This is a genomic window from Mariniflexile sp. TRM1-10, from assembly GCF_003425985.1.
Classification (GTDB): Bacteria; Bacteroidota; Bacteroidia; order Flavobacteriales; family Flavobacteriaceae; genus Mariniflexile.
In genome coordinates, this window is record NZ_CP022985.1 from 3,681,787 (window position 1) to 3,702,478 (window position 20,692).

The following is a 20,692-nucleotide window of genomic DNA, read 5'->3' on the forward strand; positions in this document are numbered from 1 at the left end:
TTGAAACGATTGTTTCAAATAAATACTATATTTGTCCCAGATATGCCAAAAAATGTAAAATTTGACGAAGTACTAGCAATTTCTAAAGCGATGGATGTCTTTTGGAAGAAAGGCTATAGCGGTGCGTCTATGCGTGATCTTACCGACGCGATGGGAATCAATAGCAGCAGTCTTTATAATACAATTGGTGATAAACACCAATTATTTGTAAAGTGTATTAAGAATTACACGGAGTCACGAAGGGACGCTGCTGAAAAACAATTTCAAAATGTTGCAAGTCCAATAAATGCTATTGAGCAGTTTATCAATGGTGCTGTGCATAGTATCACGAATGAACCAAACAGCTGTCTGGCTATAAAAACCACCTTTGAGATGGCTATTGATGATTTAGAAGTTCAAAAAATACTCAGAAGTGATAGTACTTTTACTTATAATTTGATATTAGGTTTCGTTGAAAAAGCTATTGGTAATAATGAGATTAAAATCACTAATGATGCAAAAATGCTGACAGATTATATTATCAATAACTTTACCGGATGGCACGAGTCATTTATTATTAATCAAGATAAAAAAAGAATAAAAAAAATGGCGCAATTCCTAATAGAAGTTCTTAAACAATAATTTTTTTTGCTTCATTTGAAACAATTGTTTCAAATGAAAAAAAATTAATATGCAATGGGTGGTGAATTGAATCCAGCCATTAAAAAAATAATTTTAATAAACACTTACAAATAAAATGAATACTACAAAAAACAAACTGCTCATTTATGGAGCTACAGGTTATACAGGAAAAATAATAGCCGCTCGAGCCAAAGAGCTAAACCTTGATTTTGAAATAGCAGCCCGCGAAGATGATAAAATCAAAATTTTGGCAAAAGAATTAAATGTACCTTTTCATATTTTCAATGTAGAGGACGAAAAAGGGTGGGAGCAATCCCTGACTGATAAATTCGTTTTGATTAATGCGGCTGGTCCCTTTCAGTTTACTGCAAAACAAGCAATGAATGCCTGTTTGAGAGCAGGGGTACATTATCTAGATATCAGTGCTGAATTAGAAACGTATCAATTAGCTGAATCATTAGATAAAGAAGCAAAATCCGTAGGCATACAACTGATTTCCGGAGCTGGACTTTTTGTGAGTTATGATGCGCTTGCTGTTCACTTATCAAAATTGGTTGAAGATCCACAGGAATTAAAGGTTGGTTTCAGACATTATGGGGGCTTTTCTAAAGGTTCGATACTAAGCAGTAAAAACATTGCAGATTTGGGTATTTTGGTAAGAAAGAATGGAGAAATAAAAGAAAACCCAAACCCGGAACTCAAGGTTTTTTCTTTTGGTGACGAAGCTGTTGAATGTCTTCCCACTCCTTTAGGAGGAATTGTTTTGACCTATAAATCAACAGGAATACCCAATATAGAAGAATACTTCTCATTAAAATTACCGGCCTTAGGTATGCCTGATTTGAAAGCAGAAAATCTTCCGGATGGTCCATCAGAAGAAGAGCGTGCTTCAGGAAGAAACGGACTTTCAGCAGAAATAACTGGGAAAGATGGAAAAGTTGTAAAAGCCTATATAGATGCGCCATCAGGGTATACATTAACGCCCATTTCTGTTGTGGCAGTTGCTAACCGTATCTTGAATAATGATTTTAAAATTGGTTATCAGTCACCAGGTTCTGCATATGGTGAAGAGATTTTGAATGATATTCCTAACCTATATCTTTATGATTTATAAGAAATTAATATAAATATATTTTCGCCAAAATGGCTACAATTAAAGGCGTTTTGGCGAATAGAATTTTAGATATTTTAAGCACCTTTGTATGATATCAATTGAAATATAAAACATGAGTTACTGTAATTATATCCCGATGATGAAAGAACCCAGTCGAACTCTTCATCAAAACTATCATGATTATCACTATGGTTTTCCTATTCATGATGACAACGAATTATTCGGACGTTTGATATTGGAAATCAATCAAGCAGGATTGAGCTGGGAAACTATTTTGAAAAAAGAGGAAAGTTTTCGCAATGCCTATGATAATTTCAATATTAAAAAAGTTGCGTATTACACCGAAAAAGATCGTGAACGATTATTAAATGATGTTGGAATTATCCGCAATAAACTCAAAGTAAATGCCGCAATTGAAAATGCAAAAACTATACTTCAATTGCAGGATAAGTTTGGTAGTTTTGAAAAATGGCTTGAATACCACCACCCCAAAAACAAAGAAGAATGGGTGAAATTATTTAAGAAAACTTTCAAGTTTACCGGCGGTGAAATTGTAAATGAGTTTCTAATGAGTATTGGTTATCTTAAAGGAGCGCACTCTGAAAATTGCAGCGTATACCATGAAATTTTAAAAACCAACCCTATGTGGTTACAAAGAAAATAAGTATGAATATAAAGGCTTTTATAAATGACTGGATTGAGGCTGGTAATACTTTTAATACCGCAAAATATTTAAATTTTTATTTTACTGATGCTGTTTTAGACGATCTGTCCGTGGGTAAGAAGTTTCTAGGACATGAAGGAATCGAAGATTATTTTAGTAGTTATTTTATTGGTTATAATACAAATACTGAAATCGTTAGTTTGGATATTTCAGACGAGCATCATGTGTATTTGGAAGTGAAATTTACAGGTAACTTTCCAGAGGGAGAAATTGGAGGGACTTTTGAAATAACCATCAAAAACAATAAGATTTCATATTTAAAAGCAGATTTAATTGACTAAATAAAAACAAAATGAACTACAACAATTTTGACGAAATCATTCGTCGTTCTTTGGAACTAAGAAAAAGATACCACGAGTTGGAACTACAGCACCACGGAAGTAAATGGTCGGTTGAAGAGGATGCTTTGGCCTACCTAACCGATGCTGGTTTGATAGGCAGAAATATTATGTCCCAGCAACAACGCTGGCCAAAAGGTGGTTCAGAAGAAGAGTTAAAACATAAATTAGGTGAGAATATTTGGTGGCTGATTGTCCTAGCTGAAAGATCTGGAATAGATATCAGTGAGTCGGTCGAGAGTTTTTTAAATAAAACAGAAAGACTTTTTTAAATTCTTTTAGTATAAATTAATAAATAGTTTTTAATTGAGCTTAACAATTTTTAATCGGTATTTAAGTTGTCAGTCTATACTGTCTATAAGAGAATTAGTTGTGCTATCAAAATTTTTTCTGAATACATTTGGGGTAATATTGACGTTCTTCTTAAAAAATTTGATGAAATGGGAAAGATCTTCAAAAAGAGACCAAGCTATTTCCATAAGAATGATACTTTTTTAATTAACTATATCGCATGTAATTTCTTTCAAATATTTATTGAAAAATACAAGTAGTTTAAAATTTTGTTGAAGCTTGGATATATTCAATGGAGGATAAGTATTGCAAGTTAAAAAACAAATTTGCCATCTATGCCATTGCCTATATAATATTGGCGAACACTTCCTAATTTACAGCTTTTAGTTTTATTTGGGCGTGTCACCGACCGCATTCTGCCCACGCACAGCAGCCTCCGCAAAAATGCAAGCGGGCCGGGTTATCTCTCTAAGGGACCACAAAAGGATGCCGTTTCTACCCTTAGTACCCTCAGCCCATTCCCCTGCATTCCGACAGGCTCCATTTTGGGAAAAGCGCTTCGGTAAGGGGTCTTGGACACAACTTCAAAGGTTTCGATTTCCATTCCACTTGCCCACCCGTTCCCGATAAAATTCGGGAAGGGTTCAAACTCCATTCCAATCTCCTTCTTTAAAGTCAAGTCCGCTTTTGATTGGAAAGTCAAAGCCTTGATTTTCTTAACAGAATTCCCGGCAAAGGCTAAAGAGGGACTTTGCTCGGTAACTTTAAAAACCAAGCTCTTGCCTTGCACATTTTAAGGGGTTTATAATGGATGGAGCCTTTGTTGTTTTTCGGGGCATCGAAAAACAGGCATGGCATAACCAATTCTAATATAACCCATTTGCTTTTCTCGCTTAACAACTAGTACGCTCATTAAAAGAATTGTTAATACCCTTATGGATCTTGTCAAGACTGTACTCTAAACAATAAATTTTTTAGAGAATTCGTAATAATTAGTTTAAAAAACAGTATATTTTGAAAACATTTTTCAGCTTTATAGAATTTTATTCAAATAATTTTTACTTTTATTTCCAAAATCATACTAAAACTATCCAATAGGGGTATTTGGACTTTTTTATAAAAAATACGATAACCATGTCTAGTGCTATTATCAATAATGATAGGGAATTAATAAATTTGCTCCATCAAGGAAAAGAAGAGGCACTTTCATTAATTTATAAAAAGTACTGGCAAATGATGTATTTGGCTGCTTATAATTTAGTTCAAGATAAAGAGGTTTGCGAAGATATTGTCCAAGATATTTTTGTTAAATTATGGAACAAAAGAGATAGTATAAACATAAGTATTTCTCTTAAAAGTTATTTATATACAAGTACGATCTATAAAGTTTATGATTTTTTTAGGAAGAATAAAAAAATGATAAAAGTTGAACTTTTAGACGATTTTAATGAAAAGATTCAGTCTTTCACACCAGAGACAAAGTTATTACATGACGAACTAGTGCAACATGTCGATTCAATTATAGAGCAATTGCCCGAAAAGTGTAAAGTTGTATTTAAACTAAGTAGAGAACAAGAATTGAGTAATAAGGAAATCGCTGAAAAGCTACAAATTTCCCAACGAACTGTAGAAGGCCATATTACAAAGGCTTTAAGTATTCTTAGGGGATCCATTGGTGTATCGCTTAGTTTAGAATTTATTCTTTTTTTAATAAAAATGAAGAATAATTAAAAAAAAACGTTTTATAAACAGGTGTGTTCGTTTATTTTATCGACATATATATAAAGTGTCATTAATTTAAGCGATGAGAAAAAAAAACAAAAAATTTCTTTTACTACTAATAAATAAACTTGTTGATGGTTCAATTACCAAGCAAGAAAGAGATGGATTGTTCCGTTTCTTTATAAATAATCAAAAAATTGACAGTTGGCCAAAAGAATTCTCTAGTGCGGAAGCTATTGAAAGAAAAATTTTCAATAAAATCAAATTAGAGTTAAACGAAAAATCACATAAAAAAACACATAAGACCATACCTTTTTTCAAGAAAAAGCTTTTTAAATATGGTGTAGCTGCATCATTTTTAATTTTAGTTGCTCTCACTTTTTTTGTGAACAGCAATGATAAATTAAATGAACAGCCAATAATTGTAAATAACAATATTAAAATAGGCACCGATAAAGCAACTTTAACTTTAGAGAATGGTACTGTAATACCTTTAGAAAAAGGACAAAAGTATATTTCAAGTAATTTAGAGAGTACGGGAGAAGCATTGGTTTATAAATCTACAAACACCAATAACACCTCTGAAGTTTTGTATAATTACTTAACCATTCCTAGAGGTGGCCAGTTTCATGTAATATTATCCGATGGCACAGAAGTTTGGTTAAATTCTGAAACGCAACTAAAATATCCGGTAGCTTTTGTTGAAGGTGAAACAAGGAAAGTAGAACTTGTATATGGTGAAGCCTATTTTGAGGTATCTCCAAGTACAGAACACCACGGAATGCGCTTTAAGGTTAACCATAAAGAACAAGATATAGAGGTTTTAGGAACAGGGTTTAACGTAAAAGCATATAAAGATGAGACCAACATTGTTACGACATTGGTTCATGGTAAAGTTAATGTAAACCGCCGTGGTAGTCTTTATGTGTTAAAGCCAAACCAGCAATCAATTTTAAATCTTACCACTAACAAAATAACATTAAATGAAATTGATGTTTATTATGAAACTTCATGGAGATCTGGAGTATTTGCTTTTAAAGAAAAATCATTGGCAGAAATTATGAAAGTAATGTCCAGATGGTACGATATGGATGTTGTTTTTAAAGATAAATCACTTGAGAAAAAGAACTTTAGAGGGGTGTTGGGTAAGGAGCAAAATATTGAAGAAATTATGCTTGCAATTAAAAATTCAAGTTCAATAAAAAACTACGAAATAAACAATAAAACAATAATTATTAAATAAAAATATAAAGGGAACAAAGTAACGACCTCGCTAAAAGTTAAACTTTATCCCCTTATGCCATTACTAATTAACCATTGTATAACTAATTAATAACAAGCAAATTTATGGAAATTAAATTAACAAATGTGTGTTTTCTCTTCAGAAAACGGCTTTTAAAAATCATTATGAAAGCATTTATTTTTTTATGCTGTTTAACAGTATTCAGTCTCTCTCCTAATAATTTGATATCCCAAGGTTCTAAAATCAAAATAGTAGTAGATAAAACATTAACGGTCGATGAAGTTTTTGATCTTATAATGAAACAAACCGATTATAAGTTTATTTATGAAGAAGGCTTATTCGAAAACTTTCCTAGAGTTGAAGTAAAAAAAGGAATAATAAGTACAGACAAACTTTTACAAATGAGCATATCAAAAAGTGATTTAGATGTAGTTCTATCAGTAAACAACACTATCTTAATAAGGCGAAATCAAAATAAACTTTCACAAAAACAGGTATCTGGTAAGGTTTTAGATGCGGCAGGTTTACCTATTGCTGGTGCCACAGTTTTAATTAAAGGAACAACAAAAGGCACTGTAACAGATTTTAATGGAGCGTATACCATTAATGTACCAAACCCAGAAAATGTATTGGTATTTTTGTATTTAGGGTATGAAAAGCAAGAAATTCTTGTGGGAGTTAAAAGTGAAATTAATGTAACACTTAAAGAGAGCGCTCTTGAGTTAGGAGAAGTTTTGGTTACGGGATACCAAACTATATCTAGCGAACGTGCCACGGGATCTTTTTCATCATTAAACTCTGAAGATATTAAAGAACAACGTCCAAACAGTTTAAGCACGTTGTTGGAGGGGCGTATTGTAGGGTATCAAAATGGACTGTTAAGAGGCACCACTTCTATGAATGGTTTAACAACACCTTTGTATGTAGTTGATGGTTTTCCTATTGAAAAAACCAGATACACTGAATTTTTTGGTTTAGAAGAAAATTTACCCGATTTAAATTTAGAAGACATTGAAAGTATTACAGTGCTTAAAGACGCAGCTGCGGCATCAATCTACGGTGCGCGTGCAGCTAATGGGGTCATTGTGATTACAACAAAAAAGGCTAAAGCAGGACAAACCAATGTGTCGTTTTCGAGCAATTTAACTTTTTCGCCATATAGGTATTATACAGGAAACCTTACCAATGCAGGAGATATTGTTGAATTAGAACAAGAGTGGGTGCAAGGCAACCCTAATTTACAGGCAACAGACGGGAGTGCGGCAACTTATGCTGCTTCATTGTTAGATAATGCTGTTTACACAAGCCAAGGGATGCAAACCCTTTTGAATTATTATGCAGGAAACCTTTCGGAATCTCAAATGAACAGTACCTTAAATAGTTTGGGAAACTTAGGATACAAATACTATGACGATATAGAGAAATACGCAAAACGTGATCAGTATTTTCAACAGCATAACATAAGTTTTGGAAAAGCATCAAACAATAACAACTTTAATGCATCGGTAACTTATAAAGGCAATAAGTATGATGATATTTATTCGAATGATCAATCGGTAGGTATCAATTTAAAAAACACAACCGAACTAGCAAACTGGCTATCTATAGATTTTGGAACTTATGTTTATTATAATAAAAGAGAACAACAATCATATAATGCATTGAGTCCAGGGTTTAAATATCAACCGTACAATAGTTTGTTTAATGCAGATGGCACGCCTTTTATATCGACGGCTGAATCCCGTTATAACAATTCAGTTCTTCAGTCTATAACCGATTATGGTTTGTACAATATGGATATAACGCCAATGGACGAGTTTGGCAGAAACATAAACAAAGGTAAAAACTTTTCAAATAGAACTTTTGCAAAATTAAATGTAAAGTTTAGCGAATCTTTATCCTATAACGCCATGTTTCAGTACGAATATGGTATAGATCGTTCAAGCCAATTAAAAGACAAGGAATCTTATGATGTAAGAAGTACAGTAAATGGATTGGTTACAATTTCACCATCAAACACAGCTGTATATAATCTTCCCTATGGAGATATTTTGAAAGAGAGCAATCAATTCTCGAATGCTTATAATTTTCGTCAGCAGTTGAATTTTAATAAGTTATTCGATAATATACACGATGTGTCTGCTATTTTAGGTACCGAAATGCGTCATTCAAAATTAGAGTATAACGATAATACACGTTACGGTTGGGACGAGCAAACATTATCTTTTACGCCAATAAATCAAGCCAGCTTATTGCAGGTTTATGGGCCAATTTTTGGAGGATATTTAACTCAAAATAGCTTTGCAGCAGAACGAGAACTGATTAATAGATACGTGTCTTTTTACGGAAATGGAGGTTATACATATGATAGAAAATATACTTTAACAGCGAGTTTACGTTGGGATCGTTCTAATTTATGGGGCACCGATAACAAATACCAAAACAAACCAACATGGTCTGCTGGTGCCAGTTGGAATGTTGATAAGGAAACATTTTTTCAGCCTTCTTGGATTGATATGTTAAAACTGCGCTTTTCGTATGGAATAGGAGGGAATGTAGCCAAAAATTCTGCACCTTATTTAACAGCTTATTATTCTACCAATTTTAATGTTGGAGGGTTGCAAGGTGGCATTAATTCTAGACCAAATCCTGAATTATCATGGGAGAAAACCACCACTACCAATATTGGGGTTGATTTTTCAATGCTTAAACAAAGATTAAAAGGAACCATAGATTTTTATAACAAAAAAGGTGAAGATTTATTGGCTAGCAGTACAGGTATTCCAACCGAAGGTTGGGGGTACTCGACTTATACTCTTAATAATGGAGAAATGACCAATAAGGGTATTGAAGTTAGTTTAAGTGGAACCATTATAAAAACACCTTCTTTTTCTTGGGATGCAGGTATATTGTATGCACATAATAAAAACAAAGTAAACTATGTAAATGTAGAAGCTCCTGTTTATTTTTTACAGTTGGATTACCCTTCGGCTTTCCCTCGTGTGGGTAACGATTTTAATTCTATTTATGGTTATAAATGGGCTGGTTTAAGCAGTACTGGCTTACCACAAGTTAACGATGCATCAGGTAGTGCGGTATCTTATAACCCAGGAGATTTGGAAGCGATTGAAGATTATGGAACGACAGTACCAACACAAAGTGGTTCTTTTCATACTTCAGTAGCTTATAAAAACTTTTCGCTTTCCGCACTTTTTATTTACCAATTAGGACACAAAATGAGGAATTCTTTTTTACCAATGTTTGGAAATAGCTATTCTAGCGCGGCACGTGGTTATATAGCCAATATTGGTGTGGTTAACAAGAGTATTGTTGATAGATGGCAACAACCAGGTGATGAGAATTTTACCAATGTGCCTCGCGTAGTGTATGAATACGATCCTGAGTTTAGCTACGATTTGCAATCTATTTATTCTTACGCTGATATAAATATTATTGATGCTTCCAATATAAGATTGAGCAATGTCTCTTTAGCATATCAATTGCCTACAAACTTAACCAACAAACTGCATTTGCAGAATATTCGTTTGAATTTTAATGTTGAAAATGTATTTACTATGGCAAAAAGTAAAGATGCTAAATACCTTCTTGGAGGTTACCAAACACCAAATTTCGTTTTTGGCTTAAATGTTAATTTTTAAATTATTAAATTAAAAGATAACACAATGAAAAATATATATTATAGTATTATTTGCTCTTTGATAATGAGCATTACTTTTACCTCATGTGAAGATTATTTGGACGATGTACCAAAAGGGTCTAAAATACCACAAACATTGGCAGATTTCGAAGCTTTAATCCGTAACGAGTACACTAACCATACCGTTAATGTAAATCAAGCTTTAAATCTGTTAAATGATAAATATGTTACCGCAGCTACATTGGCATTCGACAGATTGACCAATGCCAATTATCTTTGGGATGAGTCTGCGAATCGAATAGAGCTAAATATGTCAGATGAAGGGACTTATTATTTCAGTTATTCGGCAATCTCCACATTTAATTTAATTATCGAGAATGCGTTGGTAACAACTGAAGCAGATGAAGGAGAACAAAGAGAATTGTGGGCAGAAGCCAAGGTGTTGCGTGCCATGAGTTATTTTAATTTAGTTAATTACTATGCAGATACTTATGAAGCTTCAACTGCAGCATCTAAACTATCGATACCTTTAATTACAAGTGCCAATATAAATGCACCAAGTACTCAGGTAAGCATTCAAGAGATGTATGATTTTATTCTTAAAGACGTAGAAGAAGCTTTACCGTATTTACCAGCCGTTTCACAAACAGTATTACATCCAAATTTGGGTACAGGCTATGCTTTTTATGCCCGTGTTTATTTGCAAATGAATAATTATACTGAGGCTTTAAGATATGCCGATATGGCTTTAGCTGAAAATGATGCGCTTTATGATTGGACATCGTTTTATAATGCCAATGAAACAATTATAGAAAACCCAGATTCTTATACTAGCTTGCCATCACCAATGGGATACAATTATGTTGAAAATTATAATTATCGCCATGGTGCAGTTGCTCGTTTTGCCTCAGAGAATGATATTTCAATAGAGCGTGCCGAACGGTTTGAAACAGGTGATGCACGTTTTTTATCGCGTTGGAAAATCAGAACCGTAGGCGCCGAAACCTTTTATAAAGCAACCCTGTCTGGCAATTTTAATTATGGTGGCATTACATCTGTAGAAGCTTATTTAATAAAAGCCGAATGTTTGGCTCGTGATGGTGCAATTAATGATGCTATGGACGTTTTAAACCAAGTTCGAAAAACACGTATTCTAGTCGATGAATATGAAGATTTAACGGCAGCAAATAAAGCAGAAGCTATAAATGCTATTTTAAAAACTAAAAACAACGAGCTTATTTTAACCATTGTTCCTTTTTGTGATGCGAGACGTTTAAATGCTGAAGGGATTTATCCCGTTAGTTTTTCAAAAACTTTTAACGGTACAGCGTATTCATTAGCATCAGACTCCCATTTATGGACGATGCCGTTCCCACAAGGCGCAACCGATAATCCAGGAAACGGAACGCTTACCCAAAACGTAGAAAAATAAAAATAATCAAGGCTTCAGCCTAATGAGGCCTTGGTTTAAAACAAAATCATTCAAAAAATGAAAAATCTTATAAATAAGGTTTTAGGCCTGTGCTTAATTCTAATAGTAGTTTCTTGTAAACAAGAAGCAAACAAAAGTAAAAATGAATCGTATCAACTAGAAGGACAAATTGCAGGTCTTGTAGATGGTACGGTTGTAAAACTAGTTCCGGGAGCTACGCATTCCAGTGATTCAGCTGTAGCAGAAACAGCACTTAAAGATGGAAAGTTTTCCTTTTCGGGTAAACTCGAAGAACCTCGTTTTTTTTATATCATGTTTGGTAACAATAAAGGGGCAATTCCTGCTATGTTGGAAAATTCAAATATTAAAATAGCAGCAACAGGAATGGTTTCAGATTCAGAAAATGGGAGAATTAGTTTTAAAGACGAAGTCGTAGAAGGTTCAGAATCTCATGACTATTATCTAAAAGAAACGGCCTTTAGAAACGAATTAAATAAAGATTACCAAGATTATCATAAAGGCACAGAAGAGTTGGTTAAAATTTACGCTAAAGCTCGTGTAGATGGTAATAAAAAGATAATGGACTCTATTGAAAATATGCCAGAGTATAAATTATTTGAACAAAAAGAAAAGGCATTTTTCGATAAGGTAAAGTTAACTTCCGAAAACCTTATAACTAAACATAAAGATAGTTGGTGGGGGCCTTTTTTTATGCTGACTCAGTATTCATATTTTACGCCTGAGCAAAAACCAGTTTTCGAACAGTTTTCCGAAGCTGCCAAAAATAGTTATTATGGGAAAGTAGCAAGAGAGGAGTTGTACCCTAAATCATTGATAGGGACCAATGTTGCCAATTTTAGTTTAAAAGATAAAGATGGCAAATCTTTTAAAGCTAAAGACATTATTTCTGGCAAAAAGTATATTCTAATAGATTTTTGGGCATCATGGTGCGCACCATGCCGTAAAGAAATTCCTAATTTAAAAGAGGCTTATAAGAATTATTCGGATAAAGGATTCGAAATTCTTAGCATCTCCATAGATAAAGATCAAAAAGCATGGCATAAAGCATTGGGGCAAGAAAATATGCCTTGGCCAAATCTATATGATGATGGTAAAGTGAGCAATTCGTTTAAAGTAAAAGCCATACCCGCTACTTTTTTAGTTGATGAAAATGGTGTTGTTGTCGAGGATAATTTAAGAGGTGCAGCTTTAGAAGAGAAATTATCAGAACTATTAAAATCCTAAGTAAAAAATCATTAAGATGAAAAAGCCAATATTAAAAAGTAGTGTGTTAATTTTTATAGTACTATTAACTTCATGTTTAGATAAACCATCAAATAAAACATTCTTCGGTTATACTATTAATGGTCAAATAGAAAATATGTCAGAAGGAATTGTATACCTTGAAACCACAGAAGAGGGTAATCAAGTTATCGATTCTGCAATAGTTACACAAGGTAAATTTTCATTTCAAGGGCAGGTTCAAGAACCCTTTTTATATAGTATAAAAGAAAAGGGTAAACCATATGGAGCCACGTTTATTTTAGACAATGAAATTATAACTTTCCAGGGAAAGAAAGATTCTTTGTATTTGGCTGAAGTTAAAGGTACAAAACAAGATTCTATATATAAATCGTATTATAAAAATGAATTTTCAAAAATTCAAAAAGTAGCATTTCCAGTATACCAGTTTTCAGATTCATTGCATAAAATAGATGTTTTAGATGCGCGTATTGAAAAAGGTAAACTTTCAAAAAAGCATCAAGCCATAATGGATGAAAAATGGAAAAAACTTGATACACTTTCTATTAAATTAACTTCAGAATATGTTGCTAAACATTCAAATGATTTAGGGGCTGCTTTAGTTATAAATGAACGATTTATTACATATCCTAATCCAGAAGTTGCCAAAAAATTATACGAAGTATTAACACCAGAAGTGAAGCAATCGTTTTACGGAAAAAAAGTAAAATCTGCATTAGAAACCTTCGAAAGAGTAGCCGTTGGTGTTTTTGCTCCAGAATTTTCACAAGGAACCCCTGAAGGCAAAGAAATGAAGTTGTCAGATTTTAAAGGTAAATACGTTCTAATCGATTTTTGGGCTAGTTGGTGTGGACCGTGCAGAAAAGAAAATCCAAACGTTGTTATGGCCTACAACAACTATAAGGATAAAGGTTTTGAAGTTTTTGGTGTGTCTTTAGATGATAAAAAAGATAAATGGATTCAAGCCATTGAAAAAGATGGATTAACATGGCCTCATGTTTCGGATCTTAAAGGGTTTAAAAATGAAGCAGCACAGCTATACGGGGTACAGGCCATACCTCAAAATTTCTTGGTATCTCCTGATGGTAAAATTTTAGCAGTAAATCTAAAAGGGGAGGAATTACAAAAAAAATTAGCTGAAATTTTTAAAGGGTAAAACAATTATAATGCGGTACAAGAACATTTTTTACAAGTGTTCTTGTACCACTATTAAAACCATTTGATAAAATTAAGCCATAATTTTTATTTAAACTTTTTATAATGGTTTATTATAAATTGATTACTATTTCATACAATCTTTTAAAATGCTCAAGGCTCTTGAAATATGTCCTTCAACGGTTTTTATCGAAATATTTAATTTTTCGGCAACTTCAATGTATTTAAGCCCCATCATTTTGTTTTCATAAAATACAAGTCTGCATCTATCTGGTAGGTTTTCAATACATTTCCTCAGTTTTTTTAAGCGCTTGTTTTTTTCATCTTGATTGGTTTCCATAGCTTGAATCATAGCCGTATAATAGTAAGAAGCCAATAAATTGTTCTTTTTTTTAACTTGTCTATATTTTTCCATAAGGGTTGTATATGCTGTTTTATATAAGTAGCCACTTAAGGACGTTTTTATGGAAAGATTCTTTCTGTTGGTCCAAATTTTTAAAAAAACATCTTGAACAACATCTTCTATGATAGCAGTGTCGTTTGTATAACCAGTAAGGAAGGTGCATAATTTTTGATAATATTCTGAATATAAGTTTTCAAAAACGACACTATCCCCCTCATTTAAGGCTTTTAGAATAATATTTAAATCTTCATTTTTATTCAAACTAACAGGCTATTATTAAGGAGTGTTATGCAAATGTGAAAAAAAAATTAAATTATTAGGGGGTTTTTAATCTTTTTTACATCATTATAGTAAAAAGATAGATAATCGATGAAAAAACACGAGGTCGATAGATTAATAATTAGGCTTATTGATAATTCCATTTCAGATGAAGAATCGGATAAATTGGCAACTTGGTTAGAAAAACCAGAAAACCTAAAGTACTTTAATGAATTTATAGAGTTAAATCATTTAATAAATTCTCAAAGGAAGTTTGACCATAACTATTCGTTAAGGGAATTTGTTAAAACAACACAGAGTAAAAGCAAACACCTTAATATGGGGCTGTTTTATGCTGCAGCATCAGTTGTAATTCTTATTTCAGTAGTTTTCTTTTTTAACAAAAGAGATACAGGAAATAATATAATAACACCTGTGATTGTGAATAACAATATTAAAATAGGCACCGATAAAGCAACTTTAACTTTAGAGAATGGTACTGTAATATCTTTAGAAAAAGGACAAAAGTATATTTCAAGTAATTTAGAGAGTACGGGAGAAGCATTGGTTTATAAATCTACAAACACCAATAACACCTCTGAAGTTTTGTATAATTACTTAACCATTCCTAGAGGTGGCCAGTTTCATGTAATATTATCCGATGGCACAGAAGTTTGGTTAAATTCTGAAACGCAGCTAAAATATCCGGTTGCTTTTGTTGAAGGTGAAACAAGGAAAGTAGAACTTGTATATGGTGAAGCCTATTTTGAAGTATCTCCAAGTACCGAGCATTACGGTAGTAAATTTAGAATGTTAGCAAAGGGACAAGAAATTGAAGTCCTTGGTACCGAATTTAATGTAAAAGCCTATCAGGATGAAACATTTATTTACACTACATTGGTTGAGGGTAAAGTGGCATTAAACACACTAAATAGCTCTAAAATTCTAACACCAAACGACCAGTCTGTTTTAAACACCAAGACGAATGCTATAGCTATTAAACAAGTCAATACGTATTACGAAACTGCTTGGAAAAAAGGCTTCTTTGCATTTAAAAATAAATCGCTTAAAGACATTATGAAAGTCTTGGAAAGATGGTACGATATAGAGGTTGCATTTGAAGACGAGGCATTGGAGACTGTCGAGTTTAAGGGAGTACTAAGTAAAAACCAAAATATAGAGGAAATACTCATACTAATTAAAAACACAAATTATATAAATGCCTATGAAATAAACAACAACAAAATTGTTATTAAAAAATAGAAAAAGGGACAAAGATTCAGCTCGCCAAAGTTAAACACCTTATCCCTTCAATATTTAGATTATTAATTAATTAAAACATGTTTAACTAACTAACAACGAACAAATTTATGGAAATTAAATTAACCGATAGACTTTTTAACACTATAAAGAAGTCATTGAAATTGATTATGAAAACATTCATGCTCCTTTTCTGTACAGCAGTATTTAGTTTTAGCCCAATAGATATTATCTCTCAAAATGCTGAAATTAAAATTGACTCTGACAGGGTCGTAACTGTAGACGAAGTTTTTGACCTCATCATGAGTCAAACCGATTACATATTTATATATCAAGTAGATATGTTTAAAAATTTCCCGAAAATTAGATTATATAAGGGCAAAATTAAAGCTAACCAATTGTTGAGCGAGAGTTTGTCAACATCCGATTTTAGTTTTAGTGTCTCTAAGGATAAAAAAACAATTATTATTCAGGAGATTGTTAACACAATGCAAGAAGTGGTTATCAAAGGAACCGTTGTTGATGAGAAAGGATTGCCGTTGCCAGGTTTTACAGTTTATGTAACTAATAATAAGCCTTCGAGCTCTTATTTGAACAGAGAGTTCTTAATCAGAGGTACCTCAACAGATTTTGATGGAAAGTTTTCAATAAAAGCAGAAGTTGGCTATTACCTAGTCGTATCCGGAATAGGGTATCAATTTCATAGTGAGCAAATAACTGCGGATAAATCAGTATATAACATAGTCCTTAAGGAAGAAGTTAGCGCCTTAGAGGAAGTATTAGTGGTAGGATATGGAACCACCAAAAAGAAAGATTTAACAGGATCGGTAGGTTCTGTAGATTCTGAAGATATACAACAAATTAAAACACAAACTATCGACCAGGCTTTAGTGGGTAAAATCGCTGGGGTTTATGTTCAGAGTAGAGGCGGACAACCTGGTGCAGGAGCTTTTGTTCAGATTAGAGGTTTAAGTCAAATTAGAGGAGATAATCAACCATTATATGTGGTTGATGGCGTTCCTATTACAACCACACCTAATACCGAAGCATTAGGATTAATTAACTACGGGGAAAGAGAAAATCCTTTACTAGCTATTAATCCTGAAGATATAGAAAGAGTCGATATTTTGAAAGATGCATCTGCAGCCGCTATATATGGTTCACGTGCTGCCAATGGGGTTGTTATTGTCACTACAAAACGAGGAAAGCGTAAACAAACCCCACGATTTTCATTTAATACAAGTTCTACAATCCAGAACCCCGTAGATACTTATGACTACTTGAGCGCATCAGAGTATATTGATTGGGCCCAAGTTAATGCACAAAAGGTCTTAGATCAGTACCCGCCAATATATTGGCCTTTCTTTCCACAAGAGTACGCCATGGTAAATGATCCCGATAACTTTTTTGGAACAGCAGATACCGACTGGCAAGATTTAATTACGAATAAAAATGCACTGTGGACCCAATATAGCTTTAATGTAAGTGGAGGAACTGAAAATGTAAACTACTTTACGTCTTTTGGGATTTCAGATCAAGATGGTGTTATGATTGATAATAATTTTAAACGCTATACTTATAGTGCTAATATAGATGCTTTGGTGACCAAGAACTTCAAGGTAGGAACTTCTATTAACTATAATTATTCTATAAATAAAAATAAAGGCTTTAACTCACTAAGCCAAGGCGCTTTTAGACCAGATTTACCTGCTTATAATGAAGATGGCTCTTATGCCACTTTTACAGGGCCTTATGGAGAACAATATACAGCACTTGGAAATGGAAAACAGCTAAGAAATAAAGCGATTTCAAAAAACCTTTTTGGAACGGTCTATGGTGAGGTCGAAATTTTAGATGGTTTAAAGTTTAGATCACAAATTAATATAAGTGTTAATGAGGATAGAACAGATAATTTTTCAACATCAAAGTCAGAGAATGCTTTGTTTCAGGGCTTATATTATGCTAGACCAGGAGCAACTTTAGGAGTGCAAACCAATAATGGATGGTCTACAACGTTTGCTAATACTTTAAATTATAATAAAACCATTAACGATGGTCACACAATTGATGCTGTATTAGGGGTTTCTTGGGACCGTAGCAGATATGATGCAGAATCTCAAAGCTATAGAGGTTTTCCGGATGATGATATTTTAGTTAATATTAATTCAGCGAGCTTTTTTGATGAGGCAGACAGTGAGCATTTACAACAAGGCTTAAATTCGTTATTTGGAAGAATAAACTATAATTATAAGGGTAAGTATCTAGCAACGTTTACAGCGCGTAGAGATGGTTCTACTAAATTTGGACCAGATAATCAGTATGGATTTTTTCCTTCTGGAGCAATTGCTTGGAACATGCATAATGAAGATTTTCTACAAGGTAATGCCTTTATTAGTCAATTAAAATTAAGAGCTTCTATGGGACGTGTTGGATCAGATAATCTCCCGTCTTTTACTTACTTGGCTTATTATCAGTCGCTTGAAAATAATGACTCCTTCTATGATGGACAAAACGGCATAGCGGTTACAGGCGTGCCTAATACAGGAATTAGATGGGAAGAAACAGACCAGTTGGATTTGGGATTGGAATTTGGATTGTTTAATAGCAGAATAAACGGTGAAATTATTTACTACGAAAAAAACACCTCTGGTATTATTCTTTTTTCCCCAATACCTTCCGAAACAGGGGTAACATCATGGAATACCAATATAGCAGATGTGTCCAACAACGGCTGGGAGTTTACCATTGGAAGTGATGTTATACGAAATGAAAACTTTAATTGGAATACATCTTTTAACATTTCAACGGTTAAAAACAATGTGGAACATTTATATGGGGCAAATACAGGTACACAATCAGGCATTGTGGAAGGGCAACCTATAGGGGTGATTGTTGGTTATGATGTCATTAAAATTGCCCAAACACAACAAGAAATAGATGATCTTAACGCAGCAGTTGGTGGCATGTATCAATCAACTTTAACCCAGCCTGGTGATTATGTATTTAGGGATATTACAGGTGATGGTGTTGTTACTACAGATGATAGAGGGCCAATAGGTAATCCAAATCCAGATTTCTTCGGAGGTTGGAACAACCAACTTACTTATAAGAATTGGAACTTTACCATGAATTGGAATTTTGTTAAGGGTACTGAAAGAGTATTCCAACCAATATCAGACTTGTATTATATTGATGCCAATAGTAATATAACTTCGCTGGCACTTGATACGTGGTCCACAGATAATACAGATGCACCTTATGCAAGACATGGTTCTCCAACCAATGGGTTTACGCCTACCTCGCGCGCTGTTGTAGATGCTTCTTATATTAAGTTAAGATCGGCCTCAATTGGTTATAACTTACCTAAAGACTGGTTTGGTAATTTAGGGGTTACAAATGCAAAATTAACGCTTAGCGGAAACAATCTATTAGCGATAACCAATTATCCAGGATTAGACCCTGAAGATGTCATAAATTTTGGTTTTGCCAACAGAAGCACAAATTTTAATGCAGACAATGGCAGGTCTTATCCAAATACGAGGTCTTTTACTTTTTCTGTAAATATTACTTTTTAGTAACAGGATAAAAGAGGTTGAATTAAAACTAAAAAATTTAAAACATGAAAAATTCATTTTATATATATACCATGTTAGCTTGTTTAATTACAAGCTTGCATTCTTGCCAGTTAACCGAAGAGTTAGATGATTATAAACCGTTGTACGCTCTTGAAGCTGAAACGGCAATCAATACCCAAGAAACAGCGGAATTGGCTCTTGTGGGGGCGTATGCTACTTTCAGACAAAAAAGTTCAGGAGGGGCTTTTCCAGATATGCTATTAACCCCAGATATTTTGAGTGGCTATAGCACAGTAGGTCCTTTTTATGTGACTAGACCAGAAAATGCAGGGTTCATCTCAAATAACCCATTAGCAACTGGAACAAGTACAACTTTGAGAATTTATACAGGGCTATACGATTTAATTAATAGAACGAATTGGTTGATAAACGCTGTTGATAAACTGGATGATAATGTTTTTGAGCCAGCATCTAGACGCATGGAAATTATAGCAGAAGCAAAAACACTAAGAGCTTTAGGGCATTTCTATCTGTTACGTAATTTTGGGCAGTTTTATGATACAAGTTCAGAGTATGGGATTAACCTAAGATTAGAACCAGTTAGGTCTGATGAGGCTTTCCCTAGAAATACTGTTGCCGAAACTTATGATGCCATTTTAACAGATTTGGATGCTGGAATTTTAGAAGGTCCCGAGCTAAGATCTAAACGATATACAAATAAGGTTTTTGCAAAAGCATTAAAAGCTAAAGTGTTATTGTATATGGGGCAGTACCCAGAATCAGCTACTTTGGCAAAAGATGTCATTGACAATTCAGGTTCAAATTTTATGTTAGAGCCTACTTATGGAGCAATCTTTGACGAACATGAGTCTACGGCTATTTTCAATAGTTCTGAAATTTTGTTTGGAACAAGTGGAGAACCAAATGCAGGCATTGGAATTGGTAACTTTTATAGTGGTTTTTCCGCAACTATTACTCAAAAGTATCTGGATGCTGTTGGTGGCTCTATGGATATTAATGGTCAAATAATTGATATTGATGGCACTCAAAGAGCTGATGCTATTGTTTTTGAGAATTTTTCGTATGGAGGTTTTTATTCAACTAAATATACCTCATATTTCACTTCTGGAGATTATGAAATGATCTATCATATGCGTATGGCAGAAGTGTATTTGATTCTGGCTGAAGCAAGTGCTAGAGCTAATAACGCTGTAACAACAGACGCTTTGAATGCTCTTAACGCCGTACGATTGAGAGCGGGAGCAGCTACTACTGGAGGTGATGGTTTTGAAACCTATCCGGCTACTATTGGTTTAGATCAATTTCTGACTGCAGTGCGTTATGAAAAATTAGCAGAATTGTACCAAGAAGGAGGCGAGAGCTGGTATGATTTAATCCGTTATGATTATGCTGATGGATTTGATTCTGGTTTCATGGTGTCGGATATCAAACCGACTGCTACAGACCCCGATAAATTTATACTGCCAATACCTACCGAATCTATAGATGCAGGTGGAAATGTTGTAGCACAAAACCCAGGATACACTAATTAATCTTTAGTATTTATAGCCTAACACATACGGACGTGTGTGTTAGGTTATATCATCGTTTATATCATCTTTAAATTTTTTCAAA

15 protein-coding genes are annotated in these 20,692 nt (G+C 33.6%); 14 read left to right on the plus strand and 1 reads right to left on the minus strand.

The features are described from left to right. The 11 genes from CJ739_RS15300 (at position 1) to CJ739_RS15360 (ending at position 13,562) form a co-directional block, all read left to right on the plus strand. A complete protein-coding gene (locus CJ739_RS15300) occupies positions 1–621 on the plus strand; it encodes a TetR/AcrR family transcriptional regulator (protein WP_236951522.1) in 621 nt (206 codons plus the stop codon). Positions 622–736: 115 nt separating this feature from the next. After that, complete coding sequence (locus CJ739_RS15305) at positions 737–1,735, plus strand: saccharopine dehydrogenase family protein (protein ID WP_117176850.1); 999 nt, start codon at positions 737–739, stop codon at positions 1,733–1,735. Positions 1,736–1,847: 112 nt separating this feature from the next. Next, entirely contained in the window at positions 1,848–2,399 is a 552-nt protein-coding gene (locus CJ739_RS15310) for a DNA-3-methyladenine glycosylase I (RefSeq protein WP_117176852.1), read from the plus strand. Positions 2,400–2,401: 2 nt separating this feature from the next. Then, entirely contained in the window at positions 2,402–2,740 is a 339-nt protein-coding gene (locus CJ739_RS15315; protein WP_117176854.1) for a nuclear transport factor 2 family protein, read from the plus strand. An 11-nt stretch (positions 2,741–2,751) separates the two neighbouring features. After that, on the plus strand, positions 2,752–3,069 hold the full coding sequence (locus tag CJ739_RS15320) for a nucleoside triphosphate pyrophosphohydrolase family protein (protein WP_117176856.1): 318 nt from the start codon (positions 2,752–2,754) through the stop codon (positions 3,067–3,069). Positions 3,070–4,222: 1,153 nt separating this feature from the next. Then, a complete protein-coding gene (locus CJ739_RS15335) occupies positions 4,223–4,819 on the plus strand; it encodes an RNA polymerase sigma factor (protein ID WP_117176862.1) in 597 nt (198 codons plus the stop codon). A gap of 73 nt (positions 4,820–4,892) precedes the next feature. Then, the gene (locus CJ739_RS15340) at positions 4,893–6,053 is read left to right on the plus strand and encodes a FecR family protein (RefSeq protein WP_117176864.1); all 1,161 of its coding nucleotides are present in this window, start codon (positions 4,893–4,895) and stop codon (positions 6,051–6,053) included. Between the two features lie 164 nt (positions 6,054–6,217). Beyond that, positions 6,218–9,712 carry a SusC/RagA family TonB-linked outer membrane protein gene (locus tag CJ739_RS15345; RefSeq protein WP_236951523.1) on the plus strand — a complete coding sequence of 1,165 codons (3,495 nt, stop codon included), beginning with the start codon at positions 6,218–6,220 and terminating at the stop codon, positions 9,710–9,712. A 24-nt stretch (positions 9,713–9,736) separates the two neighbouring features. Further along, positions 9,737–11,143 (plus strand): RagB/SusD family nutrient uptake outer membrane protein, encoded by a 1,407-nt coding sequence (locus CJ739_RS15350; protein WP_117176868.1) that lies wholly within the window; start codon positions 9,737–9,739, stop codon positions 11,141–11,143. Between the two features lie 57 nt (positions 11,144–11,200). Continuing rightward, positions 11,201–12,388 (plus strand): TlpA disulfide reductase family protein, encoded by a 1,188-nt coding sequence (locus tag CJ739_RS15355; protein ID WP_117176870.1) that lies wholly within the window; start codon positions 11,201–11,203, stop codon positions 12,386–12,388. 16 nt (positions 12,389–12,404) lie between these two features. Further along, a complete protein-coding gene (locus CJ739_RS15360) occupies positions 12,405–13,562 on the plus strand; it encodes a TlpA disulfide reductase family protein (protein WP_117176872.1) in 1,158 nt (385 codons plus the stop codon). A gap of 126 nt (positions 13,563–13,688) precedes the next feature. Here CJ739_RS15360 and CJ739_RS15365 read toward each other — a convergent pair whose 3' ends face one another. After that, on the minus strand, positions 13,689–14,225 hold the full coding sequence (locus CJ739_RS15365; RefSeq protein WP_117176874.1) for an RNA polymerase sigma factor: 537 nt from the start codon (positions 14,223–14,225) through the stop codon (positions 13,689–13,691). Between the two features lie 108 nt (positions 14,226–14,333). Here CJ739_RS15365 and CJ739_RS15370 point away from each other — a divergent pair, with 108 nt between their 5' ends. The 3 genes from CJ739_RS15370 (at position 14,334) to CJ739_RS15380 (ending at position 20,610) form a co-directional block, all read left to right on the plus strand. Continuing rightward, complete coding sequence (locus CJ739_RS15370) at positions 14,334–15,485, plus strand: FecR family protein (protein WP_117176876.1); 1,152 nt, start codon at positions 14,334–14,336, stop codon at positions 15,483–15,485. Positions 15,486–15,592: 107 nt separating this feature from the next. After that, positions 15,593–19,057: a SusC/RagA family TonB-linked outer membrane protein gene (locus tag CJ739_RS15375; RefSeq protein WP_117176878.1), complete on the plus strand. Its 3,465-nt coding sequence runs from the start codon at positions 15,593–15,595 to the stop codon at positions 19,055–19,057. A gap of 44 nt (positions 19,058–19,101) precedes the next feature. Then, positions 19,102–20,610: a RagB/SusD family nutrient uptake outer membrane protein gene (locus CJ739_RS15380; RefSeq protein ID WP_117176880.1), complete on the plus strand. Its 1,509-nt coding sequence runs from the start codon at positions 19,102–19,104 to the stop codon at positions 20,608–20,610. Positions 20,611–20,692 lie beyond the last annotated feature (82 nt).

Excerpts from the sequence above, each read along its gene's own strand:
- CJ739_RS15305 (WP_117176850.1), top strand. The coding sequence starts at position 737 with ATGAATACTACAAAAAACAAACTGCTCATTTATGGAGCTACAGGTTAT.
- CJ739_RS15310 (WP_117176852.1), top strand. The coding sequence starts at position 1,848 with ATGAGTTACTGTAATTATATCCCGATGATGAAAGAACCCAGTCGAACT.
- CJ739_RS15315 (WP_117176854.1), top strand. The coding sequence starts at position 2,402 with ATGAATATAAAGGCTTTTATAAATGACTGGATTGAGGCTGGTAATACT.
- CJ739_RS15320 (WP_117176856.1), top strand. The coding sequence starts at position 2,752 with ATGAACTACAACAATTTTGACGAAATCATTCGTCGTTCTTTGGAACTA.
- CJ739_RS15335 (WP_117176862.1), top strand. The coding sequence starts at position 4,223 with ATGTCTAGTGCTATTATCAATAATGATAGGGAATTAATAAATTTGCTC.
- CJ739_RS15340 (WP_117176864.1), top strand. The coding sequence starts at position 4,893 with ATGAGAAAAAAAAACAAAAAATTTCTTTTACTACTAATAAATAAACTT.
- CJ739_RS15345 (WP_236951523.1), top strand. The coding sequence starts at position 6,218 with ATGAAAGCATTTATTTTTTTATGCTGTTTAACAGTATTCAGTCTCTCT.
- CJ739_RS15350 (WP_117176868.1), top strand. The coding sequence starts at position 9,737 with ATGAAAAATATATATTATAGTATTATTTGCTCTTTGATAATGAGCATT.
- CJ739_RS15355 (WP_117176870.1), top strand. The coding sequence starts at position 11,201 with ATGAAAAATCTTATAAATAAGGTTTTAGGCCTGTGCTTAATTCTAATA.
- CJ739_RS15360 (WP_117176872.1), top strand. The coding sequence starts at position 12,405 with ATGAAAAAGCCAATATTAAAAAGTAGTGTGTTAATTTTTATAGTACTA.
- CJ739_RS15370 (WP_117176876.1), top strand. The coding sequence starts at position 14,334 with ATGAAAAAACACGAGGTCGATAGATTAATAATTAGGCTTATTGATAAT.
- CJ739_RS15375 (WP_117176878.1), top strand. The coding sequence starts at position 15,593 with ATGGAAATTAAATTAACCGATAGACTTTTTAACACTATAAAGAAGTCA.
- CJ739_RS15380 (WP_117176880.1), top strand. The coding sequence starts at position 19,102 with ATGAAAAATTCATTTTATATATATACCATGTTAGCTTGTTTAATTACA.